Source organism: Paenibacillus sp. LHD-38 (genome assembly GCF_031157315.1).
GTDB lineage: Bacteria > Bacillota > Bacilli > Paenibacillales > Paenibacillaceae > Pristimantibacillus.
Genome location: NZ_JAVIFU010000040.1, coordinates 26,767 through 49,198 on the forward strand (window position 1 = coordinate 26,767; position 22,432 = coordinate 49,198).

Here is a 22,432-nt window from a genome sequence, read left to right on the forward strand (position 1 = left end):
TGTACAATTTTTAGGGCTGGGAGAGGCTATATACTTAACATTGTAAAGGACATATAACCAAGGGGAGTGTTATTCAAATGAAGCTATTGAAGATGGTTGCCGGATCCCTCCTGGCCCTTAGTTTGATTGCAGGTTGTTCATCCGGCAATAGCAACAACGGTGGAAGTTCACCGAGTGAAGGGCCAACATCGGAAGCCGTAAAAAATGAAGAGATAATTCCGATCACGATAGCCGCTCAGTACTGGGGTGGACCGAAATGGGCGGAAGACCACCCGACCATTAAGTATTTGAATGAAAAATTTAACGTTGACATTGAGTTGCTGCTTATTAACGGGCCTGAATACAACGAGAAGCTGAAAGTGATGGCAGCGTCGGGCTCTTTGCCTGATTTTTACCGAGTAGACGGACCCACTTATCTCGCATGGCAACGTGAAGGCGCCTTTGTGGAGCTAACAGATTTGCTGCCGAAATACCCGAACCTGACAACGGTGTATCCGGCCGACCATGAAGCGATGAGGGTACTGAATCCGAGTGGAAAACTATTCGCTTTACCTGATATTAGCTGGACTGTAAGGGATACGGTGCAAATTCGACAGGACTGGCTGGATAATCTCGGCATCACACTTCCTTCCGCCGAAGAGTTTACGGTCGATAAATTTTATGAAATTGCGAAGGCATTCGCGAAGCAAGATCCTGACAAAAATGGTCTTAACGACACAATCGGCTTTGCGGCCAACAACTATGCTCTACGAAATGCATTCGGCATCGCAAATGAATGGATCGAGAAAGATGGAAAGCTAATCCCGCATCAGACTCAGGTTGAGGAGTATAAAGCTTATCTGGCCTTCATGAAGAAGGCTTACAGCGAAGGTGTACTGGATCAAGACTTTGTGCTTCGCAAATCGACTGAAATCGAAGAGTTAATAAAAGCGAACAAACTGGGGCTGTATACTTTTAAAAACAATTACAACGTTGTTTTACCAGATATAAAAAAGGCTGTTCCGGAAGCGAATCCAGTTATTGTTCCCATGGCTCCGCCTATTGGACCAACGGGGCTTCGTGGAAACACGAACGTGCCGATTGGCATGAGCAAGCAGGTTATCAACGGGAAAGCAAGTAAGGAGAAAATCGATCAGATACTGCAAATTCTTGATTGGTGGGTCACCGATGAAGGTACGAGTGTCATGAAGAATGGTATCGAAGATATCCATTATAAGAAGAACGCAGAAGGTAATTACGAGGTCACCGAACGGTGGGAGCCCGAGATGCCGCGGTTCTTGAACAGCTCTCTATTTGCTCGACCGGGTACGGATTTTAACCTCTATCCCTGGACAAGCCAAGAAGACATTAAACTTCATGAGGAATACACGGCGCTCGCCGAGAAATATCCGTGGCCGAATGCTGCTATGGGACTCGAATTCTATTCAGACACTTACACGACAAAAGGTGCTGATTTGAATAACAAATTCCTTGAAGCGACTTATAAGATTATTGTGGGCCAGGAGCCGATCGAATACATCGAAGAGGCTTCCAATGACTGGCTTGCAAACGGCGGAGAAAAGATCATAAACGAAATCAACGAAGCGGCACAGAAATAACGACTAACACGAGCTTCGGTTTGGACAGGCCGCAACTTTTCTTGCGGCCTGTCCTACTCTTATCGATCGTGTTACGTCGGACTAGGAGGGAGTAAGAAACTATGCATCAAACCGCAACACATACGAAAACTGCAGGAGTACCTTCGATTCCTTCGACGAAAACGAACGGAAAGTACCTGAAACGCGCATACCCGTTTTATTTGATGATCTTACCCGGGCTGCTGTATTTCCTGATCTTTCGATACGGTCCGATGTTCGGTTTATTCATCGCATTCAAGGATTATACACCGTTCCGAGGCGTTTGGGAGAGCGAATGGATCGGAGTCAAACATTTCGTTCGATTATTCTCAGAGAGCGACTTCTTGCTATTATTAAAAAACACATTATTTTTAAATCTTCTGGATATTATAATTGCTTTTCCATTCCCGATTCTAATCGCCATTTTGCTCAATGAAGTGAGAAAGAAATTTTTTAAAAACGCCGTGCAAACCATTTTGTATGCGCCGCATTTTTTATCCTGGGTCGTCATTGTGGGAATCACGATGTTATTTTTTCGGTCACAGGATGGCGGCGTAAACATGTTGTTGGAAGTTATGGGGTTCGACCGGGTCAATTTGATGACGGACCCGCAATATTTTCGATGGGTGTGGTTATTTCATAATATTTGGCAAGGGGCCGGTTGGGGCGCGATTATTTATTTAGCGTCAATCGCTTCTATCGACCCGGCTTTGTATGAGGCTGCGACGGTAGACGGCGCAAGCAGGCTTCGCCAGATCTGGCATATTACCGTGCCATCGCTGAAAAGCGTCATCCTGATTATGCTTATTCTGCGGCTAGGCAATTTTATCGATGTCGGCTTCGAACATATTTTCTTATTGCAGAATCCATTAAACATTCAAGTATCGGACGTTTTCGAAACGTACGTGTATCGTCAAGGTCTTGTGTTAGGCGACTTCAGCTATTCTACAGCTATCGGATTATTTAAATCCTTTGTCGGGCTCGTGCTGGTCTTAGGTGCCAATAGAATCGCGAAGCGTTTCGGAGAGGAAGGTGTGTATTGATGGTGAAACGTCTCTCAAAGGGCGACCTGATTTTTACGTGTATTGTATACGTATTTCTTATCGTCTTCACGATTTCGATATTGTTTCCGCTGATTTACGTCATTACGACTTCTTTTGCTCCGGTTCGAGATTACTATACGAGGGGTTTCTTTCTTCTGCCAAGCTCTTGGACATTGGAAGCGTATCAATACTTATTGCACAATCCCGGCTTTATTAGCGCATTCAAGAGTTCCGTAATCATTACCGCCGTCGGAACGGTTATAAATATAACACTTACCTCTTTGATGGCATACGGTTTATCGGAATCATGGATCAAAGGCCGGTCCGTTGTAAACTTTTTGATCTTGTTTACGATGCTATTCTCCGGCGGCCTGATCCCCTCATATTTGGTAGTGGACGCACTTGGTCTCATTGACACGTATTGGGCGCTTTGGCTCCCGGTGGCGATCGCCCCTTTTAACGTGATCGTCATGCGCAGCTTCTTCGCTGCCCTTCCTTATGAACTTAAGGAATCGGCAAGGATAGACGGCTGCGGGGAGTGGAGGATGTTAGCAAGGATTATCCTGCCTTTGGCAAAGCCGGCAATCGCTACGTTTACCTTGTTTTATTTGGTGGGGAACTGGAATACCTATTTTTCGGCCGTCATCTATCTTAATAACGATTCAAAGTGGCCGCTTCAAGTGTTCTTAAGACAAATGCTGATCCTCAATGACGATAAAATAGGTCAGTTAAATGAAATGATATATTCTTACACTCCAGCAGCCCGAATGGCAGCGATTCTGATTACGGCATTACCGCTGCTTATCATCTATCCGTTTCTTCAGAAGTATTTCAACAAGGGGATGTTAGTAGGGTCAGTTAAGGGATGACGGTTATACAAGAGGAGGAGGAGAACTTTGGCATTTATCATTGAACGGAATACAAGGTACCGCATTCCGGAGGATATGACTTCGCCCGTCCGTCATGCTTGGGAAATGGTAGAGCGAGACCATAAACAGGTTCTCGGCGCAACTTCGACCCTCGTCTCGGGAAAAGCCGAGATAGCAAACGTCGTAATCCGTTACTCAGTACCAGAAGACCGCTGTCCGGCGTGGCCGGAGGCGTACTGCTTCCGCTTTGTACAGAACGACGGGAGCACAGAACTTCACATTGCCGCGGGCGACGATCTTGGGCTTGTGTTCGGTATGCTCGAATATAGCCGAAAGCATCTTGGCGTCGATCCTTTCTGGTTCTGGGCGGATCTTCCCCCTGAGAGGCATAGTCGGATTGAGCTGCCTGCTGATGATTATGATTCTCCTGAGCCGTATGTTCGGTTCCGCGGCTGGTTCGTTAACGATGAGGTTTGTCTGATCGGATGGAAGGAGGTGTATCCTCCGACCCGCGAGGTATGGATGCCGGTTTTCGAAGCTCTACTGCGCTGCGGCGGGAATATGGTTATCCCCGGCACTGATCTGCCGAAGCATGGCATTCACGCAGATCTGGCAGCGGAGATGGGGTTATGGGTAACGCACCATCACGCCGAGCCGCTTGGCGCGGAGATGTTCCTGCGGGCCTATCCCGGAAAAAAAGCAAGCTATCGAGAAAACCCGGAGCTGTTCGAGACGTTATGGGAGGAAGCGATCGAGCAGCAGAAAGACCGTAACATTGTTTGGGTGTTATCTTTCCGAGGACAAGGAGACCAGCCTTTCTGGGCACAGGATCCTGCGTTCGACACACCGGAAAAACGTGGTGAAATGATCAGTCGTGTCGTTCGCAGGCAATATGATATGGTGCGGAGTAAGGTATCAAATCCTCAGTGCAGCGTCGCGTTGTACGGAGAGATCGCGGAGTTGTATAAAGCGGGTCATGTAAGTATTCCGGAAGATATTATTAAGATCTGGGCGGACAACGGCTACGGAAAGATGGTTTCCCGACGAAACAACAACGAGAATAATCGCATTCCTTCATTGCCAGGCACGCATGACAATGGCAAGCACGGCATTTATTACCACGTAACGTTTCACGATCTGCAGGCTTCTAATCATTTGGCTTTGTTCCCGTCTCCGACAAGCTTCATCAGAGATGAGTTGGAGAGGGCATTCCAGGCCGGCGCCAAAGATTACCTTCTCGTCAACAGCGGCAATATCCGGCCTCACATCTATACGCTGGATTTGGTAAGCGAACTATGGATGCGGGGTGAGGCGGATGCGGAAGTACATCTTCATTCGTTTGTTAGCCGAATGTACTCCTCAGGCAGGGTTGAAATTGCCGACTTGTACCGCGACTACGCTCGCAATACGGTAACGTATGGTCCGAATGAGGACGACCGGGCGGGAGACGAGTTCTATCACCATCCAGCGCGCAAAATCGTCGGACACTGGCTTCAGGGGAAATCTGACTATCCGCTTGAACAATTATATTGGGCAACGGGGGAGGTTGATTTTCCGGAGCAAGTCGAATGGTTTCGCCGGAAGTGCGCCGATGCCTTTTCAGGCTGGCTCGAGTTGCGGGAACGAATCGAAAGACTTATTCCGAGGCTTGCGGAGCCGGAACGCCTCCGGTTGAAGGATCATTTGCAGCTGCATGTAGAGTTGCACTTGTCTGGCTGCGGAGGCTTCGATAAATTGGGGCAATCGTTCGCAGCATACCGCGAAGGAAACTGCCCTTTAGCATTCGTTTATGCCTCCCAGGCGATATGGAAGTATCAAGAGGGGCTTGTCGCGCTGCAGGCAGCCGAGCACGGAAAATGGGCTGATTTCTTCCGAGCAGACTGGCTGACGAATATTACGAGTACGGTGCAAAACATGGATACACTCCGTCGCTGGCTTCGCATGCATGGAGACAGTCCCGATTTCTTCCTTTGGTATAAGCAATTTCTTATGCCTGAAACTGAAAAATATATATATTTGGAAAACACTCACCGCAATCCACTGTCAGATGACGAACTGGCGAAGAGACTGGCGGATCAGTTCGGTGTGTGATTCGTCATGAATAAAACACTCGGAGGACATATATGGGACATCAAAAATATGAGGTTGACGCATTGTTTCAGGATCCCCCTGCCAAATTCCGCGGTGCACCGTTCTGGTCGTGGAACTGTGAGCTGGATAAAGAACAGATTGTAAAGCAGGTGGAGTATTTTAAAGAAATGGGCATGGGTGGTTTCCATATTCATGCGAGAACCGGGCTTGATACGCCGTATCTCGGCGAACAATTTATGGACGCTGTTAAAGCCAGTATCGAAAAAGCAAAGCAAGAGAATCTGCTTGTCTATTTATATGACGAGGATCGCTGGCCTTCCGGATTTGCGGGAGGAATGGTGACGAAAGAGGAAAGCTTTCGCGGTAGACACTTGGTATTAAAGCCGCGTTCCGGAGATACCAGAGTCTATGATCCCGAACGGTCTTCGAATGAGAGGACGCTGATATTAAGCTACGATATCACGCTGGAAGACGGATATTTAACATCCTGGCGGATTCTGGGGAAAGGCGAGGAAGGCGAGAATGTATGGGATTTATATTTGGAATTCAGGCCGAAGCTTCCATGGTTTAACTACGAATCCTATGTGGATGTAATGAATCCGGAAGCGATCAAGCGTTTTATTGAAACGACCCATGAATTGTACTATAGGGAAATCGGAGAAGAATTCGGCAGTGTCGTTCCGTCTATTTTTACGGATGAGGCTCAGCTTACAGCGAATACTTTTTTAGGGTTTGCAGATGGAAAAGAAGGTGTTACATTCCCATTTACCGATAAACTTTCCGAGCTGTATATGGAGCGGTACGGAGATGACTTCTTCAATGATATATTCCCGCAATTGGTATGGGAGCTTCCGGATGGTAAAGGATCAACGGCGAAATACCGGTACCGCGATCTTGTAGCGGAAATGTTTGTAACTGCCTTTGCCGATACCATAGGGGAATGGTGTAAAGAGCATGGGATCACCATGACTGGGCATATGAAGAGTGAGGATACTCTGCATGCCCAGACAGCTGAACTCGGTGAGGCGATGCGTTTTTACCGGAGCTTCGGACTCCCGGGGATTGATGTATTATGCGACGATCGGGTTTATTCCACTGCTAAACAGGCGCAGAGTGCAGCACATCAATATGGTCGTGAAGGCGTTATGTCAGAGCTCTACGGTGCTACGAATTGGGATCTTGATTTCAGAAGGCACAAGCTTGGTGGAGATTGGCAGGCTGCGCTGGGCGTTACCCTCAGAGTTCATCATTTGGCTTGGATGAGCATGGCGGGAGCAGCAAAAAGAGACTGGCCTGCATCCATTTTTTATCAGTCGCCTTGGTATAAGGAATATGCCCTGATTGAAGATCACTTTGCAAGGGTCAATGTGGCGATGACGAGTGGAAAGCCGCGAGTTCGCATAGGCGTAATCCATCCGCTGGAAACCTTCTGGCTATATACAGGGCCGAATGAGCAGACGAAGACAATTCGTGATGAGCTTGAGAGAAATTTTCAAAATGTCATTGAATGGCTGCTTTTTGAACAGCTGGATTTTGATTTTATAAGTGAATCTCTGCTTAAAGATCAATATGTGGAAAGTTCGGACAGAAAATTCCATGTCGGCGAAATGTCCTATGATGTGGTACTGGTTCCCGGTTGCAATACGATTCGTAGCACAACGCTTTCGGCATTGCGAAAGTTTAGAGAAGCCGAGGGGGATGTCATATTTGCCGGGGAAGCGCCAACTTATGTGGATGCCTGTATTTCGGAAGAAGGAAGCTTGTTTGCAGATGTCTGCACTTGTGTAACATTTTCGAAAAACAGGATCGTTCGGGCGTTGGATCAATATCGGGATATCGAAGTTAGAAAGCCGGACGGTACAACGGCGAATTCTATTATATATCAAATGCGCGAGATCGAAGACGACGGCCGCTTTGTATTTCTGGTCAATGGGAGAAAAATCGCCAATGAGGATTTAATAAAGTCGGAATTGCTTACGGTAAGTATTCCCGGGGTTTGGCAGGTGACGCATTACGACACGCTGAATGGTACCACGAAAGAAATAAAGCCCGATTATGGAAAGAACAGCACGGTATTCAAATGGAGAATGCATGAAGAAGACAGTCTTCTCTTGAAGCTTGAAAGAAACGATGAGGCCTGTGTCAAGACATGCCCGGCGGAAATCGTGGATGCAGCAAAGGGCGCGGATTGGGAAAAAGTGTTGACGATCGTGAATCATGTGAATTACTCGCTTTCTGAGCCAAATGTGCTTGTGCTCGATATGGCGGAATATCGGTTGAATGGCGGCGAGTGGCAGCCTGTAGAGGAGTTACTTCGCATGGATAATAAGCTCCGCCGACAGCTTGGCATGCTGGTACGCCATGAGAGAGTTGCCCAGCCGTTTGCGAATCCGAAGGGGAAGCTGGAGCATGTGCTTGAACTGCGTTTCAAGGTTGATTTGGAAGCGGGCCTAGATGAAATGTATCTGGCGTTAGAGCAGCCGGAAATGACGGAAATCTTTGTGAATGGCATCAAGATCGAGAAGAAAGACTGCGGATACTATGTGGATGAGAGCATCAGAAAAATTGCTCTCATGCCGGTGCTTGCCGGGGAACTGGACATTCACGTAAACATAGCTTATGCGGATTACTTCAATGTGGAAAATATGTATCTTCTCGGCGATTTCGGGGTAAAAGTGGTTGGAAATAAGGCCGAAATCATAAGACTTCCTGAAAAACTCGGATTTAGCGATATTTGCAGTCAGGGGCTGCCTTTTTACGGAGGGAATGCCCTGTATGAATGCGAATTCGAAGTGAAGGAAGCCGGCGAATACGAGATAGGGGTCACAAAATTCCGCGCGCCGCTAATCGGTGTTAGCGTGGATGGAAGTAGAACGGGAACGATTGCATTTTCGCCTTACCGTGCATCGCTCGGATATCTGGAAAAAGGGAAGCACACAATCTCTTTGGAGGTATTCGGAAACAGGATCAATACGTTTGGACAGCTTCATCTGTCCGACGAGAAGCTGAGATGGTACGGCGACGGTTCATGGAAGACGGTGAATGAGAGCTTTTCTTATCAATATCAACTCAAAAAAATGGGAATCTTGAGAGAGCCGGAAATTTTTAAAAGAAAAATGGAATAGTTTACACCGGATTACTAGTAAGTCCGCTGGAGAAGATAGGACACTGCCCTAGCGGCAGTGTCCTATCTCGTATATCCGATATGATGAAACATGCAGCGGGGTCACATGATCTGCTATTTCAGAATCTGGTGGTGGAAGATCTGGCATTTATTTTCTTATGTAAGTTAGTATACTTAAGATAAGCTCTTTCTTACCAGGCGGCGATTCTTTATACTATAGAAAAACCTATTGTTTGGGAAAGAAGAGGATAGCCATATGCCTAAGATCGTATTTTTACGTCTACTGTCCCAGAACCAACTTGAACAGATTTACACGGTAATTCCCTCTGAATGGGAAGTGATTCATGGCGATAAAGAGCAGTGGACTCCCCATCTGAAGGAAGCTGAGATTATAGTCGGCTGGAACGGAACGGTCGCGGAGCAATGTTTGAATCCGAACACGAAATTAAGATGGATACAGAATTGGGGGGCAGGTGTGGACGGAATGCCGCTTGCCGAGATGGCTGCCCAAGGGATCGTATTGACAAATGCTAGTGGCGTACACGCTTTTCCGATTTCCGAAACGATCTTGGCGATGATGCTTGCTTTTTCCCGAAAGCTTCATCTTTCGATCCGCCATCAAATCCAAAATACCTGGAAATCTACGGGAGAGTTGGACGAAATTCATGGCCGAACGATGGGCGTGATCGGAGTCGGGGAGATCGGAGAGGAAACGGCCAGGTTGGGCAAAGCGTTCGGTATGAAGGTACTTGGGGTAAGACGATCTGGAAAGCCTTCACAATATGTAGATCAAATGTTCGATAATCTCGGACTCGATGAGGTGCTCCGGCTAAGCGATTACATCATCGTTACACTCCCATTAACACCGGAGACATATCGTTTATTTGGACGCAGGGAAATTGGTCTCATGAAAGCTTCCGCACACTTTATCAATATCGGCAGGGGCGGAACGACGGATACTGATGCTTTGCTTGAAGCGCTGTGTGAGGGCAAGATCGCCGGTGCAGGCTTGGATGTATTCGAGCAAGAGCCTTTGCCCGAGACGAGTCCGTTGTGGCAGATGGACAATGTCATCATCACCCCGCATAATTCGGGATCAACGGTGTATTATGATGATAGGGCAATGGAAATTTTCATAAAAAACATAAAGGCATACCTTCATAACGGTCAACCGTCCTGCAATCTCGTGGATTTCGATAAACATTATTAAACAGAAAAACTATAATTGCTGTGGACACTTCTACCGAGGAGTGTCCTTGTTTTGTTGACAAAATAAGTCTGATGCCACATGAATTCGTATTTCGCCCTATTTGCTAGCCATTACGCCAACGGGTCGTTTAATGCAAGACACGGAGGCGGCCGATCACAATGATCGGCTGCCTTTTCAACGCTAAGGGGCAGGGGAGTACAGAAAGTACTAGCACCTGACAGGGTACCCTTTCCAAAATAAATATCATGATAAAGGTTTATATGGTATCATATGGATGAAATAATCGCCTAGGGGTTGATGCATTTTGGCAATAAAGAAACGTTTTGGTTATGGTTCGTTTTCTTTAGTTCTTCTGCTTTCGGGATTCTTAATAAACTGGAATTTTGGGAATGAGTTGATTGTAAGCCATTCTCTCTTTAAAATAATCGGACTGGATATATACTCAAACGGAACTGATGGTTTTCACTATACTTTTTTAGCTTCAATACCTTTCTGGTTAGCGGCAGTATTGGTTTCCAAGAGGTACGTAAATGATTTTGGGGCAGTCGTGAGTAATAAGATTGGCGAGTTTATGCTTGCGATAAGCGTGGTTGTTACGATAATTTTTCTAATACTCCCTATTTGGATTAAGTTTTAGTGGGAATTACAAAGCTTAAGCATCTCCATTCGGTTGGTAGGTGCTTTTTTATTACTCAAATGGGCTTTTGACAAGTCATTACGCTAACGGGCACGTTAGTTCAATAAAACAGCGGCAGTCTAATACTTCATTTTCCTTGAACACCAAGGTATGGACATGCCTTTCCAGCTATCGCTCCTTCCTGCTTAAAAACGGGAAAGCAAATGCAAAGGGGCTGTCCCAAAGTAGTAAGCTCGCTGGAGAGATAGCTCGCTTTGAACAGAAATGTTGGAAAACGTGAAAAAATAGCGGTACAGGGGACTATTCCTGTACCGCTATTTTTCTATTCTGGTCTATGGCTGCTTGCTTATGTAGATTATGGGCAAGCGAAAGCCACCCGACCTCTAAGCTTACTTTTGGCAAGCCGCGAAGCAGAAACCGCCGGAATCCCCGGTTATTCTTTATCTGCCCGAATACACTTTCGGGTTCAATCATTCGTCTCACCGACAGCGCATAACCTTCCTCGCTGCACAGCTTTTCCCTCACCTGCTGCTTGTAGCGCATATATCTCAGACTGACTCGAATCTCTCGGTCGCCTTGCGCCTTCGTACAAGCGGGTTTGAGGGGACACCCTTCACAGCTCACGCTGCGGTAATGACGATGTCGGATTTCAAATCCACTTTCTGTTGTATCTTTACTTTCATGGCGAAAGACTAGTTTCTGTCCATTCACTTTCTCCTGCAGCTTCGCATTCTGTTTCACCATCGCTTTCCCCCAGACAAACGTATAGCGGTTGGCATTTGCTTCGATCTTGGTGCCATCGACAAAGTAATGCTCAAGGTTCACGTACTTCTCTTCAGCCAGAAACTGAAGAACGGCGGTAAAGACAGTTTCCAATGTCTCTTTCATTCGCTCAGAACGAAACCGATTGATGGTACGGAAGTCTGGTCGTTGCCGGCCTGCAATCCACATAAACATAATATTTTCACGAACGGCCTTAGCGATTTGACGGGAGGAGTAGATGCGCTGGGTGTAGGCATAAATGATGACTTTCGCTAACATTTTCGGGTGATAGCTGTCTCGGCCGCCGCCGGGATAAGCGTCGGCAAAGATGCGATCGCTCAGACGGTTCACAGCATCGTTCACGACACGAACGAGGTGATTTTCGGGGATATCTTCCGCCAAATCCATTGGCAGGGTAAGTTGGTCCATGGTATATTGAATGTACATAGAAATCTTCCTTTCGAAGATGGTTGGGTGGTACCTCCATTTTACCAAAGGTTGGTTTCTTTGTTTTTTTCAGATTTTAAACATTGAAGAGGGTGCCCTAAGCCTATGGCTTTTGGGACACCCTCTTTTTAAAAAATCAGTTAACATGCATAGATAATCAAGCTTCCGTGTTTTTATCGATGATAATTGCGCTGGAGGTTTCTGTATCCCATGTTACATTGGTGTTCAGTGCTTCGCTTAGAAAACGTAGTGGTACTAAAATTCTGTTGCTTTTAACCTTACCGGCAACGTCAAGCGTAACGGTTTTCCCATTAATCTTAGCGATTTTGCTGCCTAGCGTCAGTTTGACCACGACACCATCACGCGTAACGGTCACCGTTTTCGAAACATTATCATAAGTAACTACGGCATTCAGCGACTCGGAGATCGCGCGGAACGGAACAAGCGTGCGTCCGCTCTCAACAACGGGAGATACTTCAGTACCTAGCGTTTTGCCATTTACATAAACCTTCACTTTTTTGTCGCCGAGCTTTACTTTGATCTTGCTAAGTTTCTTATATTCTTCAATATTGGCAGGATCCTGCGAGACAACCTCAGCTTGCACTTCTGCTGCAGCTTTTAGTTCTCCATCCTTCTCCAATGTAGTAACCAGTGTAGCTAAACTAGTGTCAGCATTCACATCAATGTTATATTTTGTTTTAAGCAGCTCCGCAATCCGAACGCCTGCGGGTTTATCTTTGACGTTTTCATACGCATTTTGAAGACCTTTAGAGCCATCGTTCTTTCCGTCGTCATAAACGGAACCGCTCACAGTAGTACCTTCTGCTTCTACTTTAATAGTTGCTTCGTTTTTGCCTTGATTTCCAGGTGCGGCAAAAGCAGTGGACGCCATTAGGCTAAGTGATATTACACCAGCCAAAATTACGGATTTTTTCATTTTATTACCTCCATGAGTATGTAGTTTGTGCAACACCTACAACTATTCGGAGGGCATAAAGTTTTTTTGAGGGTACACTGAAATACCTATTACAGGATATATGAAGTATCTCCTACTAATGTGAAATTTGTTAAAGAGGGAGGAGATGTATCTCCAGAGGCATACGACTAATCTGTATTTTACTGGTAGACCCATTACGCTCCCTTGGTACGATATGATTTTCTCACGAATGCTCGCTTATTCGCAGGATTTCGCCCGGTTGGTCAGGGCTGAAAGACAAGAAGTGGAACGCCCTGTTAGACTTCGGCAACATGAAGGCGCACGGGAATAGAGGGGGGATATAACCATCCCATATACTTCCATTTACTGCACGCATTCTCCACGCCGCCCTTGGAGGTTTTCACTCCCATGTCTTAACGGATCAAAGCCCTCTCATTCCTTCGTTACGCCTATCCAAGGGGTGGAGGCCGGTCTTGCTAACGGTACGGGTCGGTGCCCTTTGGTTTAATGAATCCGGTACGCCGTGCTTTCTTTGAAATCCTGCGAATAAGCCAAAACTCGTACAACGAAACGGGTTGTTAGGTTAAGCTGCTTGCAAGAGCGGTAACGTTTTTTGTGGCATGTAGGCTTGACCGCTGCGCGCCATCCCGACTAGTATTCTAGCCAATTTACCGCATAGTTTCATAATGGACCTCATTTTCTTCATCTTCTTGCATTGCACATTGTAGGCATGCATCGCTTGAAATTCCGAATTGTTCATGACCAAACTCATAGTAGCCATGAAGAGGAAACGGCGAAGGCGGGATCGTCCGCGTTTGCTAATCTTCATTTGCCCCGTCCATTTGCCTGAGCTCGCTTCTGCGAGGTTAAGTCCTGCATGGCGCAGCAAAGCATTTCCGTGAACAAATCCGCTTAAGTCCCCAGCCTCACCCAAAATACCAGCTAGTGAAATGACACTAATTCCTTTAATCGCGAGGATGGATTTTGCAAAGGGAATGCGTTCTAATACGGTTGAAATTTCCTTCTCCACAACCTCTAGCTGTTCGTAAGCAAGGTCGTACTCGGCGAGCAATTGTTTCAAGTGAAACTTGTAGTAATGCGCAGCTGACTGAGATCCTACAGAATGGTTGGCCAGCTCGATGAGTGCTTTTGCTTTTCTAGCACCACAGTGCCGTTTCATGATGGTTTTCCATCCCTGAATCAGGTTCTGAGGCTGCAGCTTACTGAGCTCCGCTGGAGTAGGGAAGAGGCGAAGCGTAGCGATGGAACCGATACAGGTGATGTCCTTGAATACGTGGCGTAGTTCAGGGAAAACAACGTCAACCCAGCGGTGAATCTGGTTTTTGGCACTAACTAGCCGCTTCACGACGAAGTCACGATTAGAGAGAAGCACACGTAGATCCTCGAAGGCTTCGGGGGTCGTGCGAGTTTCTGAGTAGTAACCGTTCTTGACCATGTCGGCGATAACGAGTGCATCCTTTCTGACACTCTTTGAAGGCATATTGTCGCGATGCGGATTGACTAAAACGACTTCAAAATGGTGTTCTGTGAGCCACCGAGAGACGTTAAGCCAGTAATGCCCGGTTGTTCCATCCCGACGACGGCTGCGCTTAATTGATGGGTGGTTTGCAGCTTTTGAATCCATAGCAAAAGATTGTGAAACCCCTCCTCGTCATTAGAAAAGGATAAGTAGTCTCCGATGATGATGCCACGAAAATTTACAGCGCGGGCAACATGCATCTGCTGGGCGATGTCGATCCCGACAACTAAATGCTGAGCAGTAATTTTTTCAATGAGTTGATTTTGTTTCGCTTGCGATTTAAACTTCATAGTAGAGCGTCCTCCTGGATGATGGGATTTTTAGGGCTATGACCCGTTGCGTACTCCCATCGTACCGAGGCGCTCGTTTTTTTGCAAAGCGGAAATTTAACGCTCTACAGGAATGCTAACGGGCAGAATAGCACAACAATATAAGATTATTTTCTAGTTCAATTTTACACCTTATTATTATGAATTTACAGACTGTTCCATTAGCCGCATAGTTGCTACAATCTCTAATGTAACTTCCAAAGATGGAAAAAACATTCACAGTATGAGCGAAATCATTGTATGGAGGGAAACGCATGTCACATGAAGATAAACTCGGACAAATAGTCATTCTGAACGGCAATCCGCGGGCCGGGAAGTCCAGTATTGCCACCGCGATCCAGAATATGTTTGAGGTTGTATGGATGAATGTGGGGGGCAGTCAGATCAAGAAAATGACCCCCGAACGCTACCAGCCTGGGATCTCGCTTCGGCCCGGTGGAGAACGCCCTGAACTTGAGCCTCTCATTGTGACGCTGTATCAAGCCATGTATGAGGCCATTGCTGCACACAGCCGTCTGGGACTGAATGTCGTGGTGGATGTCTGGCACCACGATGCTTATTCGATTCCGCGGGGGATTCTTCCCAACTGTGCCCGGATCCTGAGTGGACTGCCGGTTTTGTTTGTGGGTGTGCGATGCCCATTAGAGGTAGTCATGCAGCGGCGGATCGCTACCTGGAATTCCGGCTACGAAGAGGACGGCTCTGTGCCAAAGCCGGTGAGATTGTGGCAGCAGGCTGTGCATGTGCCAGGTATCTATGACCTGGAGGTTGATACCTCGGTGCTCAGTTCCGAAGAGTGTGCCGCCCTGATCCGCCAGCGCCTCGAAGAGGGGCCGCCGCCTTCGGCTTTCCAGCGTCTTGAGGTTTAGGGCAGGAACTTCTATTCATTACAATCAAGGGGGGAAGCAAATGTTACAGGTAGATAAGCTCGGACAGATTATTATTTTAAACGGGACTCCGCGGTCAGGGAAGTCCAGTATTGCCACTGTTATTCAGAATACGTTCGAGGGTGTGTGGTTGAACATGGGAGTCGACCGGTTCATGCAGATGACCCCTGAACGCTACCGGCCAGGGATTGGGCTTCGTCCTGGTGGAGAACGCCCCGACCTTGAGCCACTCATTGTGACCCTGTATCAAGCCATGTATGAGGCTATTGCTGCGCACAGTCGCCTGGGACTGAATGTTGTAGTTGATGTCGGTCACCACGATGCTTATTCGATCCCGCGGGGGATTCTTCCCGGCTGTGCTCGGATCCTGAGTGGACTGCCGGTTTTGTTTGTAGGTGTGCGATGCCCATTAGAGGTTGTCATGCAGCGGCGGATCGCTACGTGGTATTCCGGTTACGAAGAGGATGGCTCTGTGCCAAAGCCGGTGAGATTGTGGCAGCAGGCTGTGCATGTGCCAGGTATCTATGACCTGAAGGTTGACACCTCGGTGCTCAGTTCCGAGGTGTGTGTCGGCCTGATCCGCCAGCGCCTCGAAGAGGAGCCGCCGCCCTCAGCTTTCCAGCGTCTTGAGGCCATGACGTAGGTGGTGGAGTATCCACTCTGAAACTACTCAGAAAGCGCAACAGTCGTATTATCTACCAGGTATGGCAGGGGTCAGACTACGTAAGATATTAAGCCTGAACCCCCGTTTCTATTCGGAACTCCAGGCGGAGCTGTCATTCGGAAACGCTGAGGCGAAGGATGCAAAATCAATTGAGGAATTCATCGAGATGTACAAGCTATTTTTAGATCAGAGCAGCCCTGAATGGCGTGGAGCGGATAAGGAAATCATTGCTCGACGGAACGGGGCTAAACAATTAACAAATAAGCTCATGGGGAAATTAGAGCAAGCAGTTATCCAAGAACTGGCTTACCAGGAGGCGATATGGTCAGCAAATTATGAAAAAGCGCTCGAGAAGGCGACGAGCGTTGCATCTTTACTCGATGGTGACGATTTAAAGGGATATCGAGGATTTTGGTATTATCTCGCAGGCAGCGCGGCGTGCTATTGTAAGCGTTAACATGATTTAAGTAAGATAGAAGTTCATCTTACAAGCAATGATCACAGGGGGAAAATCCGTGCGGTTTCGTCATTTTCATTCGATCGTCGTCCAGCTCTTCTTGCTCTGCTTTATCGGTATGACTCTTCCTGTTCTGATTATGGGCTTCTTGTCTTATCACAAATCGTCTTCCATCGTAGAGGAGCAGGTTAGCAAGGTGGCGTCACTTACCATTACACAGGTGAGCGACAAGCTGGACCTTTATTTCAAAAAGCTCGATGATTCGTCCATGATGGTATTAAACAGTAAGGTTATTCACAATATTTTGAATGAGCAATCGAAGGAAAAGCCTTACGAAACCACCCTCCAATATCAAGACGGGCAAGACATGCTTACTTCCTTTATGATCAATTCCCCTGAAATTCTCGATATTTATATATTTGATGTCTACGGCAACAACTCGGTACTCAGCTCGGACTCTCTGATGTCAGTTCCCGATCAATGGGATTCCGATTGGTACAAAGCCATAATAGAGGCCAACGGCAACAACGTATGGTTCGGGCTATCTGAGAACTCCTACTTAAAGAAAACGAAAATGGGGTTTCCGGTATTCGGGCTTGGCCGAGCTATTCGAAGCTGGGAAACCGGTAAAATTATCGGCGTTATGTTCTTTGAGATTATGGGCGAGGTGCTGATTAATGAGCTTAACCGCGTTCAGTTCGGGGACACAGGCTATATTTATGTCACCAAATCGGATAACCATTATTTTTATCACCCGGATCCCGAGCAATATGGAAAGCAGTCCAAATTTCTTCCTCCCTTACAAACTATGGAGTACCGCCATAAAAACAAAAACACTCTGCTGATTCCTGAACGTCTAGATATCGGATGGGATGTGGTCGGTGTCGTACCGCTTGAGGAGCTGACAGCCGGGTCGGCAAGTATACGCAAATTCACGATGTGGATCGCTCTGTTCTGTATCCTCGCTGCGATGGGAATGGGCTATTATGTTACCCGAAAAATAGGCAATCCCCTGGTTAGCTTGAGCAGATTAATGCGCAAGGGCGAAGAGGGCGACTTGACTGTCCGAAGCAAAAGCGTAGGCCGCAACGAGATTGGTCAGCTTGGACGCAGCTTCAACAAAATGATCAGGCAAATCGATCTGCTGATCGCCAGAATCGCCAAAGAGGAGTCTGACAAAAAAAAGGCCGAAATCAGGGCGTTGCGTTATCAGATTAATCCCCACTTTCTGTATAATACGCTCAATTCAATCAAGTGGATGGCCAAATTAAATCGGACCAATGATGTTGATAATGCCGTCACCACGCTCGTTCAATTATTGGAGGGAAGCCTTGGGCGCAATGGCGTGTTTATTACGCTCGGCGAGGAGCTGGAGCTGCTTCAAAAATATATGGTCATTCAGGAATATCGTTATGACCACAAGATTCATTTGAATATCGATTGCAGCGATGAGCTGAGACCAATACAAATTCCGCTAATGCTGCTTCAGCCGCTCGTGGAAAACGCGATTTTTCATGGCATTGCTCCGAAGGATGATGATGGTTCGATCTGGATTGAAGTCGAGCAGCACTCTCAAGATATTGTCATTCGAATAACGGATGACGGGGTCGGTATCGATGCGGGAAGGCTTGACCAGCTGCAAACGAACGAAAATGAACGCAGCAGCAAAGGGATGACGAACATCGGGCTTAAACATGTTCATCAGACGATTCAATTATATTATGGGCATAAATACGGCCTTAGTATCTCAAGCGTCAAGGATAAGGGAACCGAGGTGCTTATTAAAATTTCCAAAGAAAAGGGGGATACCTATGTACAGAGTGCTGTTAGTGGATGATGAGAAAATAGCGCGTACGGGCCTTCGTTTTACTTTTGAATGGGAAAAGCATGGTTTTACCCTGGTAGGGGAAGCATCCAACGGTGAGAAGGCTATGAAATGGATTAAAGAGCAAGAGATAGATATATTGATTACGGACATTGCGATGCCGGTAATGGATGGACTTGAGCTCACGCGCAGGACGAGAGAGCTGTGTCCGTGGGTAAAGGTATTGCTGCTTAGCTGTCACAATGACTTCGAGTATGTTCGGGAAGGCATACGGCTGGGAGCGAGCGATTACATATTGAAGCCAATGCTTAATGCAAGTTCGCTCGAAGAGGTTCTCAAGAAAATGAGCCAAGAGCTGCAGGAAGAGCATGAGAACAGGCTAATCCTGAAGCGTTATGAGGACCAGCAACAAGCCAATAGGCAGAGAGAGCTGGAAGGGATATTAGGAAAGGTATTCTGCGGGGATGGGATCGCTGTCGGGAGGCTGGAGAAGGAGTGTCCGGGCGTTTTTTATCGGGTTGCCGCGCTGGGGATAAATGTGTTTGGAGAAACGGAGGCCGAAATGAATCAGGTCCTTACTGAGCAGGGTGAAGCGCTTAAGCTGTTTCTCTATCAATCGCTCGAAGCCTTTGTATCGGTCTTGTTTCGTCCGGATTTAATGGTGTCTGTGTTTCCTGCACATGTTGACACTTATGACATTTTTAGCGAACGAATCAAACAGTGCTCGAAGCATACGGACAGCACTCGCTTACATCTCTCCGTTGGGCTCAGCGGCGTTAACACCGACTACCACAGCCTGGAGACCGCTTGCAGGGAAGCAAAAAACGTACTGGCGCGCGGGTTTTTCCGAGGACCGTGCAGCTATCTGACTGCTGAAGAGCTGCATGCTTCCATGTGGGCGCCTAATTACCCGTTCGCTGCGGCGCTTGGCGAATTGAAGGAGTCGTTGTCCATGGGCTATGCTTCTAAGTCGGAGAAAATCCTTGAGCAAATGATGAATTGCTGGATACCGGGATATCGCGAGAAGGAGGAAGTGATTCAGGAGGCGGAGGAATTGCTGAGCCTGTTGGTCGTATTTAGTGAAGCCGAATCCTCCATTGTCAGAAAGATTCGCGAGTTGAGCAGGCTGGGCTGCGTCAAGGACGTTATGACGTACGTCAAGGATTGTTACCTTACAATCGGCAGTGCCGACGATTCATTGAGACCGGATAAAACGCGGCATCAGAGAATCGTGATAGAGGCCGCGGCTTTTATTGAAAAGCATTTCAGAGAGCCGATCTCGCTGCAGCAGGTAGCGGATGCGGTTAATGTCAGCAAAAACTATTTCAGCGAAATGTTCAAACGCGTGACAGGAGATAATTTTATCGATTACCTTATATCGCTGCGCGTAAAAAGAGCCAAGGAGCTGCTGCAGGGATCATCGCTCAAGGTCTATGAGGTCGCCGAGCAGTCCGGCTTCAATGACGTCAAGCACTTTAGCAAGCAGTTCAAAAAGCTCGTAGGATTATCTCCGGCTGAGTTTCAAGGGTTATGTCGAAAGGATTAGGTCCCGCAAATTACGGAAAACAAGACACCCTTTCGGAACATAAGCCGTTCACAGCGGCTGTACGAAAGATCTATAATAAAAGCGCTTACAATTATTCGGCAGGTATAAGAATGATATTTTGAGGGAGGAAAAATCAAATGGTAAAAATCAAATGGACTCTACTCATCATGATGATTGCTGCAACTGCTATTCTTCAGGCTTGCGGAGGGGGCGACGGCGCCGCAAGCGGAGAAGGATCGGGAACGAATACACCTAAAGGGGAGAAAGTGAAGATTAAATGGGCTACCTGGGGCAACCCGGGAGAGCTGACAAGGTTTCAGGATTTCACCAAAGATTTTAACGAGCGGCATCCGGACATTGAAGCTGAACTGATCCCGATTCCAGGGGAGTATGACCAGAAAATATTAACGCAATTAAGCGGCGGGACCGCACCTGATCTTTTCTATGCGGGCGATGCTTTTATCGTCAAACTGATCGAAAATGGCAGTATTGAGGAGCTAACGCCGTTAATGGAAGATCCCGGAAGCGCTGTTAAGAAGGAAGACTTCTTCGAGAGCTTATGGGGAGCCGCTAAGCGTGACGAGAAAATTTACGGAGCGCCGGTAGACAATAATCCGATGGTGCTTTGGTATAACAAGAAGGTGCTTAAGGACGCTGGCATTATGGAAATGCCTGCCGATTTGCAGAAGAACGGCGAGTGGACCTGGGAAGCTTTTCAGGATATGACCGATAAAATCCGTGAGAGCGGAAAATACGGCTACGTGCTTGATAATTCATGGAACAGCACGCACAGCTGGGTAAGCTCAAACGGAGGAACAGTATATGACGACAACGGAAAATATGTGGGCTACACCGATCCGAAAGCGATTGAAGCCTTTAGGTTCTTATATGATAACGTGAAGAGCAAAAACATCACATTCGCCGGAACGCTTCCGAAGGGACAAGGCGGCGATGCGATGTTCATGTCGAATCAGGTTGGCTTCGTGGGTGCTGGACGCTGGTACCTGCCTCTGTTCAAGCAAAATGAAACCCTTGAGTACGATATCGTGACATGGCCGACGAATACCGGCAACAAAATCGAACCGGCCGGTATCCCGACAGCGTATATGGTGCTGAATAAGACAACGAAGCAAAAAGAAGCAGCCTATACCTTCTTCGCGGAATTCGTCAATGCCGATGGCCAAAAATACCGTCTGCAAGGCGGCGGAAACGCGGTTCCTTCCGTATCCGGAGCGGATGAGGTAGTGCTTGAAGGCAACCTCCCGGAAAATGCACAATTTTTCCTGGATGCCCGCGAGGTGGGGTATGCATTAACCCCGTTTGAAGCAGGCATTCCGGGATTGAGCAACGACATTAACTCCCGTTTTGAGGCGCTTTGGCTGAAGGACGAGGATTTAGATACGGCAATGAAAGAAATTGAGGCATTAGCGAACAAAAAGATCGAGGAATATAACAACAAAAAATAAAAGCAGCAAAAGAGAAAGGTGGAGAACATGGATACGAAAGCGGTCAATCACACGGGACCCTCTCCGTCTTTAAAGCAGTTGGGCAGGAATCGCAAGACTATGGGTACGAAGACGATGGATAGCCTTTGGGGACTATTCTTCATTCTTCCGCAGATGGTCGGTTTAATCATCTTCTCCATGATTCCGCTTATTCTGGCGTTCATGCTCAGCCTGATGAGCTGGGACGGCTTCGGAGAGAGGACCTTTGTCGGACTGGACAATTTCGTCGGTCAATTTAAAGATCCCGATTTCAGGATCGCTCTTGTTAACACGCTGTATTATACCGTTCTAACCGTGCCTACCGGTATTATTTTGGCCATGCTGGTTGCCGTCGGCTTAAATAAGGTAAAAGGCAAGGTGCTTTACCGGCTTATCTATTTCATGCCCAGCATTACGATGACCGTAGCGGTGGCCGTCGTCTTCATGTGGCTTTTCAACTCGGATTTCGGGCTTATCAATTTGTACTTAAAGGAATGGTTCGGCATTGAGGGTCCCCGTTGGTTGACGGATACGCGGTTCGTCATGCCTTCCATTGCACTGCTTAGCATATGGATGGGGCTTGGAGGCAGCATGGTATTATTCCTTGCAGGCTTACAGGGGATATCCGCCACTTATTATGAAGCCGCGCAAATCGACGGCGCGAGCAAATGGCAGCAGCTTCGTCATATTACGATTCCCTTGCTGTCATCGACGACCTTTTTTGTCACCATCATGTCTGTCATCGGGTCATTCCAGGTGTTCGATCAATCGTTCATCATGACCTCGGGCGGACCGGCAAAGGCCAGTTACACGCTTGTGTACCATATTTATGATTCGGCATTTGTTGATTTCACCTTCGGAACCAGCACTGCGGCTGCCGTTACGCTGTTTGTGATGATTTTATCGCTGACTTTGTTTCAGATGAAAATATCGAAACGCTGGGTTCATTACGAGGAATAAGGAT

16 protein-coding genes and 1 pseudogene are annotated in these 22,432 nt (G+C 47.3%); 14 read left to right on the forward strand and 3 right to left on the reverse strand.

Annotation, left to right across the window (positions count from 1 at the left end):
- The first annotated feature begins 77 nt into the window (after positions 1-77).
- From RCO25_RS25940 to RCO25_RS25970, 7 genes are all read left to right on the forward strand, one after another.
- Positions 78-1,598: an extracellular solute-binding protein gene (locus RCO25_RS25940; RefSeq protein WP_308998979.1), complete on the forward strand. Its 1,521-nt coding sequence runs from the start codon at positions 78-80 to the stop codon at positions 1,596-1,598.
- 101 nt (positions 1,599-1,699) lie between these two features.
- Positions 1,700-2,659 (forward strand): ABC transporter permease, encoded by a 960-nt coding sequence (locus RCO25_RS25945; protein WP_308998980.1) that lies wholly within the window; start codon positions 1,700-1,702, stop codon positions 2,657-2,659.
- Positions 2,659-3,528, forward strand: coding sequence for a carbohydrate ABC transporter permease (locus tag RCO25_RS25950; RefSeq protein WP_308999006.1), 870 nt, complete (start codon positions 2,659-2,661; stop codon positions 3,526-3,528). Before RCO25_RS25945 ends, RCO25_RS25950 begins: the two co-directional genes overlap by 1 nt.
- Before the next feature lie 75 nt (positions 3,529-3,603).
- The gene (locus tag RCO25_RS25955) at positions 3,604-5,619 is read left to right on the forward strand and encodes a glycosyl hydrolase 115 family protein (RefSeq protein WP_308999007.1); all 2,016 of its coding nucleotides are present in this window, start codon (positions 3,604-3,606) and stop codon (positions 5,617-5,619) included.
- 32 nt (positions 5,620-5,651) lie between these two features.
- Positions 5,652-8,744: a glycosyl hydrolase family 2 protein gene (locus RCO25_RS25960; protein ID WP_308998981.1), complete on the forward strand. Its 3,093-nt coding sequence runs from the start codon at positions 5,652-5,654 to the stop codon at positions 8,742-8,744.
- A 255-nt stretch (positions 8,745-8,999) separates the two neighbouring features.
- Complete coding sequence (locus RCO25_RS25965; protein WP_308998982.1) at positions 9,000-9,953, forward strand: D-2-hydroxyacid dehydrogenase; 954 nt, start codon at positions 9,000-9,002, stop codon at positions 9,951-9,953.
- 304 nt (positions 9,954-10,257) lie between these two features.
- Entirely contained in the window at positions 10,258-10,590 is a 333-nt protein-coding gene (locus tag RCO25_RS25970; RefSeq protein WP_308998983.1) for a hypothetical protein, read from the forward strand.
- 300 nt (positions 10,591-10,890) lie between these two features.
- On the opposite strand, the gene RCO25_RS25975 is transcribed toward RCO25_RS25970, so the two are convergent.
- The 3 genes and pseudogenes from RCO25_RS25975 to RCO25_RS25985 all read right to left on the reverse strand — a co-directional run bounded on the left by RCO25_RS25975 (position 10,891) and on the right by RCO25_RS25985 (position 14,566).
- Positions 10,891-11,799 carry a transposase gene (locus RCO25_RS25975; protein ID WP_308998984.1) on the reverse strand — a complete coding sequence of 303 codons (909 nt, stop codon included), beginning with the start codon at positions 11,797-11,799 and terminating at the stop codon, positions 10,891-10,893.
- A gap of 157 nt (positions 11,800-11,956) precedes the next feature.
- Positions 11,957-12,736: a stalk domain-containing protein gene (locus tag RCO25_RS25980; RefSeq protein WP_308998985.1), complete on the reverse strand. Its 780-nt coding sequence runs from the start codon at positions 12,734-12,736 to the stop codon at positions 11,957-11,959.
- Positions 12,737-13,319: 583 nt separating this feature from the next.
- A pseudogene (locus tag RCO25_RS25985) lies at positions 13,320-14,566 on the reverse strand (IS110 family RNA-guided transposase).
- A gap of 293 nt (positions 14,567-14,859) precedes the next feature.
- Between RCO25_RS25985 and RCO25_RS25990 the strand changes: the two are divergent.
- The 7 genes from RCO25_RS25990 to RCO25_RS26020 all read left to right on the forward strand — a co-directional run bounded on the left by RCO25_RS25990 (position 14,860) and on the right by RCO25_RS26020 (position 22,428).
- The gene (locus RCO25_RS25990) at positions 14,860-15,474 is read left to right on the forward strand and encodes a chloramphenicol phosphotransferase CPT family protein (protein WP_308998986.1); all 615 of its coding nucleotides are present in this window, start codon (positions 14,860-14,862) and stop codon (positions 15,472-15,474) included.
- Positions 15,475-15,514: 40 nt separating this feature from the next.
- Positions 15,515-16,135 carry a chloramphenicol phosphotransferase CPT family protein gene (locus RCO25_RS25995; protein WP_308998987.1) on the forward strand — a complete coding sequence of 207 codons (621 nt, stop codon included), beginning with the start codon at positions 15,515-15,517 and terminating at the stop codon, positions 16,133-16,135.
- Positions 16,136-16,322: 187 nt separating this feature from the next.
- A complete protein-coding gene (locus RCO25_RS26000) occupies positions 16,323-16,613 on the forward strand; it encodes a hypothetical protein (RefSeq protein ID WP_308998988.1) in 291 nt (96 codons plus the stop codon).
- Between the two features lie 58 nt (positions 16,614-16,671).
- On the forward strand, positions 16,672-18,450 hold the full coding sequence (locus tag RCO25_RS26005) for a sensor histidine kinase (protein ID WP_308998989.1): 1,779 nt from the start codon (positions 16,672-16,674) through the stop codon (positions 18,448-18,450).
- Positions 18,425-19,984, forward strand: a complete 1,560-nt coding sequence (locus RCO25_RS26010; protein ID WP_308998990.1) for a response regulator transcription factor — start codon at positions 18,425-18,427, stop codon at positions 19,982-19,984. The genes RCO25_RS26005 and RCO25_RS26010 overlap by 26 nt, the downstream gene beginning before the upstream one ends.
- Before the next feature lie 137 nt (positions 19,985-20,121).
- Positions 20,122-21,450: an ABC transporter substrate-binding protein gene (locus RCO25_RS26015; protein ID WP_308998991.1), complete on the forward strand. Its 1,329-nt coding sequence runs from the start codon at positions 20,122-20,124 to the stop codon at positions 21,448-21,450.
- Between the two features lie 99 nt (positions 21,451-21,549).
- Complete coding sequence (locus RCO25_RS26020; protein WP_308999008.1) at positions 21,550-22,428, forward strand: carbohydrate ABC transporter permease; 879 nt, start codon at positions 21,550-21,552, stop codon at positions 22,426-22,428.
- Positions 22,429-22,432 lie beyond the last annotated feature (4 nt).